9 protein-coding genes and 1 pseudogene are annotated in these 5,719 nt (G+C 40.7%); 3 read left to right on the forward strand and 7 right to left on the reverse strand.

What is annotated here, in order from left to right:
• Nucleotides 1–183: 183 nt before the first annotated feature.
• Genes rplQ through infA form a run of 6 tightly spaced genes read right to left on the reverse strand, consistent with a single transcriptional unit; the run spans nucleotide 184 to nucleotide 2,742 of the window.
• Nucleotides 184–564 (reverse strand): 50S ribosomal protein L17, encoded by a 381-nt coding sequence (gene rplQ, locus B4H39_RS08475; protein WP_003133776.1) that lies wholly within the window; start codon nucleotides 562–564, stop codon nucleotides 184–186.
• A gap of 15 nt (nucleotides 565–579) precedes the next feature.
• Nucleotides 580–1,518, reverse strand: a complete 939-nt coding sequence (locus tag B4H39_RS08480; protein WP_202231320.1) for a DNA-directed RNA polymerase subunit alpha — start codon at nucleotides 1,516–1,518, stop codon at nucleotides 580–582.
• A gap of 51 nt (nucleotides 1,519–1,569) precedes the next feature.
• Nucleotides 1,570–1,953: a 30S ribosomal protein S11 gene (rpsK, locus tag B4H39_RS08485; RefSeq protein ID WP_003133774.1), complete on the reverse strand. Its 384-nt coding sequence runs from the start codon at nucleotides 1,951–1,953 to the stop codon at nucleotides 1,570–1,572.
• A gap of 17 nt (nucleotides 1,954–1,970) precedes the next feature.
• On the reverse strand, nucleotides 1,971–2,336 hold the full coding sequence (rpsM, locus tag B4H39_RS08490) for a 30S ribosomal protein S13 (protein ID WP_003133773.1): 366 nt from the start codon (nucleotides 2,334–2,336) through the stop codon (nucleotides 1,971–1,973).
• A 17-nt stretch (nucleotides 2,337–2,353) separates the two neighbouring features.
• Nucleotides 2,354–2,470: a 50S ribosomal protein L36 gene (gene rpmJ / locus B4H39_RS08495; RefSeq protein WP_014024193.1), complete on the reverse strand. Its 117-nt coding sequence runs from the start codon at nucleotides 2,468–2,470 to the stop codon at nucleotides 2,354–2,356.
• Between the two features lie 53 nt (nucleotides 2,471–2,523).
• Nucleotides 2,524–2,742 carry a translation initiation factor IF-1 gene (gene infA / locus B4H39_RS08500; RefSeq protein ID WP_003133772.1) on the reverse strand — a complete coding sequence of 73 codons (219 nt, stop codon included), beginning with the start codon at nucleotides 2,740–2,742 and terminating at the stop codon, nucleotides 2,524–2,526.
• A 204-nt stretch (nucleotides 2,743–2,946) separates the two neighbouring features.
• On the opposite strand from infA, the gene B4H39_RS08505 reads away from it, so the two are divergent.
• From B4H39_RS08505 to B4H39_RS08515, 3 genes are read left to right on the forward strand one after another with little or no spacing between them, the layout of a single operon-like run.
• Nucleotides 2,947–3,390 carry a zinc-dependent MarR family transcriptional regulator gene (locus B4H39_RS08505; protein ID WP_251423754.1) on the forward strand — a complete coding sequence of 148 codons (444 nt, stop codon included), beginning with the start codon at nucleotides 2,947–2,949 and terminating at the stop codon, nucleotides 3,388–3,390.
• Nucleotides 3,391–3,410: 20 nt separating this feature from the next.
• Nucleotides 3,411–4,133: a metal ABC transporter ATP-binding protein gene (locus B4H39_RS08510; protein ID WP_202231322.1), complete on the forward strand. Its 723-nt coding sequence runs from the start codon at nucleotides 3,411–3,413 to the stop codon at nucleotides 4,131–4,133.
• A complete protein-coding gene (locus B4H39_RS08515) occupies nucleotides 4,126–4,935 on the forward strand; it encodes a metal ABC transporter permease (RefSeq protein WP_251423751.1) in 810 nt (269 codons plus the stop codon). Before B4H39_RS08510 ends, B4H39_RS08515 begins: the two co-directional genes overlap by 8 nt.
• Before the next feature lie 84 nt (nucleotides 4,936–5,019).
• On the opposite strand, the pseudogene B4H39_RS08520 reads toward B4H39_RS08515, so the two are convergent.
• A pseudogene (locus B4H39_RS08520) lies at nucleotides 5,020–5,719 on the reverse strand (hypothetical protein); the annotation flags it as partial.

A 5,719-nucleotide genomic window follows, 5' to 3' on the forward strand; every position in this document is an offset into this window, starting at 1 on the left:
AAAAAAAAAAAAAAAAAGCAAAAAAAAAAAAAAAAACATATTGAGTGAACTACCGAAACAAATGTCTCGGTAGACAGAGCTAGACTAAGCAATGCTACTCAACGTTTAAACGTTAACTCAAACACAGCGCCATCATCATAACACTCAATAAGTAATCTTATATATTATTTAATCCGAACCTTCTTAAACAAGTTCAATGATTGCCATAGGGGCAGCATCACCACGACGTGGTTCAACTTTCAAGATACGAGTGTAACCACCGTTACGGCCTTCGTAGCGTTTAGCAATATCGTCGAACAATTTTTGAAGTGCAGTTGGGAAAGTTTCAGTTTCTTCGTTGAAATCTTTAATAGCGATTTCGTTACGAACGTAAGCTGCTGCTTGACGACGAGCGTGCAAGTCACCACGTTTACCAAGAGTAATCATCTTTTCAACTGTTTTACGGATTTCTTTAGCACGAGCTTCAGTCGTAACGATTGTTTCGTTGATGATAAGATCAGTTGTCAAATCACGAAGCATAGCTTTACGTTGCGAAGATGTGCGTCCAAGTTTACGGTAACCCATTTTTTTCCTCCTGTATTATTTTCGTTTTTTGAGCTCCAAGCCCAAGTCAGTCAATTTTACTTTGACTTCTTCTACTGATTTGTGACCGAGGTTTTTGACTTTAATCATGTCAGCTTCACTCATTTCCACAATATCAGCTACGGTATTGATTCCAGCACGTTTCAAACCATTATAGGCACGAACTGAGAAGTCCATTTCTTCGATAATTTTATCGAGAACACGTTCTGTCTTAACTTCTTCTTTAGCTACGAGAGTTTCAGATTCTGAAGCTGCTTCTGACAAGTCAACAAACAGATTCAAGTGATCTGTCAAAATCTTCGCAGAGAGAGACAAAGCATCATCAGCAACGATTGTGCCGTTTGTAGTGATTTCCAAAGTCAACTTATCGTAAGATGCATCACCACCTACACGAGCTGGTTCTACTTGATAGTTAACTTTGCTAACTGGTGTGTAAATTGAGTCCACAGCAATTGTACCGATAGGTGCCCCTTCGACTTTGTTCTCGTCAGCAGGAACATATCCGTAACCTTTGTTTACTGTCATCACAGCACGCATAGAGTGACCTTCTGCGATAGAAAAAAGATAATGGTCTTTATTGACAATTTCGATATCACTATCTGTTAAAATGTCACCTGCAGTTACTGTCATAGGTCCAGTAACGTCAAGCTCAATTTGTTTTTCATTTTCAACGTAAGATTTGATCGCAAGTCCTTTGATAGCAAGGATGATTTGGACCACATCTTCGCGGACACCAGGGATAGTTGCAAATTCGTGTTGAACTCCTTCAATTTGAATTGAAGTCACAGCAGACCCAGGCAATGAAGACAAAAGAACGCGACGCAAAGAATTACCCAAAGTTGTACCATAACCACGTTCAAGTGGTTCTACTACAAACTTGCCGTAAAATTCTGTTTCGTCAAATTTAATAATTTTTGGTTTTTCAAACTCAATCATGTATAGTCTCCTCTAAAAGAAAAGTAAAGTGATTTTGCAACTCACTAGCGATTATACACGACGACGTTTTGGAGGACGTGCACCATTGTGAGGTACAGGAGTCACATCACTAATAGAAGTTACGTTAAGACCAGCAGCAGCGAGTGCACGGATTGCAGATTCACGACCTGAACCTGGACCTTTAACTGTAACAGATACTGTTTTCAACCCTTGTTCTTGAGCAGCTTTAGCAGCAGCTTCAGATGCCATTTGTGCAGCGAATGGTGTAGATTTTTTAGAACCTTTGAAACCAAGTGAACCTGCAGATGACCAAGCAAGAGCGTTACCATGAACGTCAGTAATCATAATGATAGTGTTGTTAAAAGTTGATTGAATGTGGGCGATACCAGTTTCAATATTCTTTTTCACACGACGTTTACGAGTAATTTTTGCCATTTTAACTCCTTTCTAGATTATTTTTTCTTACCAGCGATAGCTTTAGCAGGTCCCTTACGAGTACGTGCGTTGTTTTTTGTGTTTTGTCCACGTGTAGGGAGTCCACGACGGTGACGCATACCACGGTAGCTACCAATTTCCATCAAGCGTTTGATGTTGAGGTTTACTTCACGACGAAGATCACCTTCGAGTTTCAAGCCGTCAAGTTCACGACGAATCGCATCTTCTTGATCAGATGTAAGATCTTTCGTACGTACATCTTCTGAAACACCTGCAGCAGCAAGCACTTTTTTAGCAGTTTGAAGTCCAACACCGTAAACGTATGTCAATGAGATAACGATACGTTTTTCGTTTGGAATATCAACTCCAGCAAAACGAGCCATAATTTAATAGTTCCTTTCTATCCCTGACGTTGTTTATGTTTTGGATTTACAGGGCAAATTACCATAACACGACCGTTACGACGAATTACTTTACAGTATTCGCAGATTGGTTTAACTGATGGTCTTACTTTCATTGTGTCTTCCTTTCTATAGGTTACTGTGCTTTCGCACCCAACGAATGTCCAGGTTATTTAAAACGGTAGGTAATGCGTCCACGTGTCAAATCATATGGTGACATCTCCACTTGCACGCGGTCGCCAGGCAAGATACGGATATAATTCTTACGAATCTTTCCAGAAATCGTCGCCAAAACTTTATGACCATTTTCAAGTTCAACAGTGAACATCGCATTCGGCATAGTATCTACTACTTTACCTTCAATTTCGATAACATCATCTTTTGCCAAGCAAAAGTACCTCCTTAAAAATCCCCGAAAGATACAAATGTATCTCAAAAGTCGGACTGATATATTATAGCATACCACATTACAAATGACAAGCCCCTTATTCGTTTTTTTCCTTTGTTTTTATAGCTTCTCCCATAACATTAACCGGTTGACATTCAACGAAATGCGTGTTATTATTGACCAATGAATGAAGGGAGGAATATTATGTCTACTCATTTAGAAAATCAAATCGATCATTTCTTGTCTCAAGTCATGCAGTTTGCCGAAAACAAACACGAAATTCTTCTTGGGAAATGTCAGAGTGATGTCAAATTAACGTCAACCCAGGAGCATCTCCTCATGCTTCTCAGTGAGGAGCCAACTACAAATGCACGAATGGCTGAAACACTTTCAGTTTCCCCTGCTGCTATCACAAAAGCTCTTAAAAAATTGCAAGACATGGCACTCATTTTTCCTACGAAGAGCAAGACTGACGACCGGGTTGTTTTATGGAACTTGACGGAAAAAGCACTGCCTATTGCGCAAGAACATGCAGCTCATCATGCAGCAACCCTTGATAGTTATCATCAGCTTATTCAAAAATATACAACTGATGAGCAAGAAGTCATTAAAGATTTCCTCAATCGGCTGGCTGAAAAATTTAAGTAGTTTAGGAAGTAATTAAAATTATGCCTTATATTGATGTTCAGAATGTAAGCTTTTATTATGATAACAATCCGGTATTAGAGGATGTGAGTTACTCAGTTAAAGCTGGAGAATTTGTCACTTTAACAGGAGAAAATGGTGCTGCTAAGTCAACTCTAATCAAGATTACACTAGGAATTTTGAAGCCCAAGTCTGGTAAAGTGGTTATTGCACGGCATGACAAGCAAAACAGACGACTAAGAATTGCTTATGTCCCTCAGCAGATTTCGAGTTTTAATGCTGGTTTCCCCTCAACAGTTCATGAGTTTGTACGCTCTGGACGTTACCCACGCAAGGGTTGGTTTCGCAAGCTTAATGCCCACGACGAAGAACATGTGGAGGCCGCCCTTAAGGCTGTTGGGATGTGGAAATTCCGTCATAAAAAAATCGGCGAGCTCTCTGGTGGACAAAAACAGCGTATTATTATTGCACGTACCTTTGCTTCAGACCCCGATGTTTTTGTCCTCGATGAACCAACTGTTGGGATGGACGACGTAACTACAGATGCCTTTTATGAACTGATGGCCCATGCTGCGCACGAACATGGGAAAAGTGTGCTTATGGTCACTCACGACCCCGACTCTGTCAAGAAATATATGGATCGCAACATCCATCTAGCCAGAGATAAAAATGGTAAGTTCGAGTGTTTTGAACTTCATGGAAATGCTCGCACAAAAAATACAAAAGGAGGAGTTCCTAATGCTTGAAATCCTCTCCTATGACTTTATGCGCAATGCTTTTCTAGCCACAACAGCCATTGCACTTTTTGCCCCTCTCCTTGGTGTGTTTTTGGTACTTCGCCGCCAGTCCTTGCTTTCTGACACGCTTTCTCACGTTTCTCTCGCAGGTGTTGCTTTTGGTATATTATTGAGTTTAAATCGAACATGGACAACTTTAGTTGTGGTTATCATTGCTGCTATTTTTATGGAATTTCTTCGTACTGTTTATAAAAACTACCTTGAGTTAGCGACCGCTATTCTGATGTCTGCAGGTCTTGCTCTGGCTATGTTTATCATCAATGTTGCTGGAAGTAAGACCAGCATCAGTATCGATCAGTATCTTTTTGGGTCAATTGTCACCATTACTACACCACAGGTGATTATGCTCTATGTCATTGCGCTTATCGTTTTGGCTGGCTTTATCTTTTTCTTACGTCCACTTTACGTGATGACTTTCGATGAAGATACTGCTTTGGTAGATGGGCTTCCTGTTCGTCTAATATCCATAGTTTTCAATGTTGTCACTGGTCTGGCTATTGCATTGATGATTCCTGCTTCTGGCGCGTTATTGGTTTCTGCCATTATGGTCTTGCCGGCAAGTATCTCTATGCTTATTGGAAAATCCTTTAAAACTGTACTGGTTTGGTCCGTTATTATTGGTTTTATCGGGATGAACAGCGGCTTAGTTATTTCTTATTATTTTAATGCCCCTGCGAGTTCAGCTATTACCTTAATCTTTGTTTTCCTTTTCTTAGTTGTTTCTTTACTGAAACGCATTTTAAAAAAATAAAATTAAAGTAAAAAATCACTCAACATACAGCACATCTGACCGCCGTATATGGAGTGGTTTTTGTTTCAGGAACTGCTTTAATTTTTATTGATTGATGATGAGAGCGGGTCTAATGTTCAACCAACTGGTTGTTCTCCAACCGCTGCGCAACTGCCCAAGATTATTATCATCATATCTATGAGTCACACGCCAAGCACGTTCTGTTCCCCCCTCTACTCCTGCAGGAGTACGAAGCCACCATGCGGCAGCCCCATCTGGAACCATGCGCCCCTCATGATTAGGAAAAGCACGACCTGGACCTGATAAGTGTACCACGTCTGCCAAAGAGAGAGAGAAAGCACGTGGAGTTCCACTTGAAACAACCCGTGTCACATCTGCTTCAACTTCTGGAAAATCGTCTAGGTTGGTCGGTACCCATAATGAACCTGTCCAACTAAGTTCATGTTGATTAACAACTCCCGTCTCAAAACTATCTGCTACTGGTCGAACCATAGCTTTAACTGTTGATTCAAGCCCTTCATACCAAAGATTCAAGGCTGTTTCCTGATTAGTAAAAGTAACACTATTATTAGATGTAGTCGTATAATTCCGGATAATCAAATGATTCCCACCCCCTTGATTCTCCAAATAACGGTACTGCTCCCCGGCCATAGTAAAGATGGTCCCCGGTGCCATGATGCTAAAGTTGATTTGGTTAGGTTGGACATTGTCATTTGGTCCCGGGTTCCCCCAGTTGTTATCGATAGAACCGTTCTGTACGGCTGTCAGGAAGTCTGACAAGTCA

Origin of the sequence: Lactococcus sp. UBA7128, from assembly GCF_002492185.1 — a bacterium.
GTDB lineage: Bacteria > Bacillota > Bacilli > Lactobacillales > Streptococcaceae > Lactococcus > Lactococcus muris.

Coding starts and splice junctions, on each gene's coding strand:
- rpsM (WP_003133773.1), bottom strand. CDS start 2,336: ATGGCTCGTTTTGCTGGAGTTGATATTCCAAACGAAAAACGTATCGTT.
- B4H39_RS08510 (WP_202231322.1), top strand. CDS start 3,411: ATGCCTTATATTGATGTTCAGAATGTAAGCTTTTATTATGATAACAAT.
- rplQ (WP_003133776.1), bottom strand. CDS start 564: ATGGGTTACCGTAAACTTGGACGCACATCTTCGCAACGTAAAGCTATG.
- B4H39_RS08480 (WP_202231320.1), bottom strand. CDS start 1,518: ATGATTGAGTTTGAAAAACCAAAAATTATTAAATTTGACGAAACAGAA.
- rpsK (WP_003133774.1), bottom strand. CDS start 1,953: ATGGCAAAAATTACTCGTAAACGTCGTGTGAAAAAGAATATTGAAACT.
- B4H39_RS08505 (WP_251423754.1), top strand. CDS start 2,947: ATGTCTACTCATTTAGAAAATCAAATCGATCATTTCTTGTCTCAAGTC.
- B4H39_RS08515 (WP_251423751.1), top strand. CDS start 4,126: ATGCTTGAAATCCTCTCCTATGACTTTATGCGCAATGCTTTTCTAGCC.
- rpmJ (WP_014024193.1), bottom strand. CDS start 2,470: ATGAAAGTAAGACCATCAGTTAAACCAATCTGCGAATACTGTAAAGTA.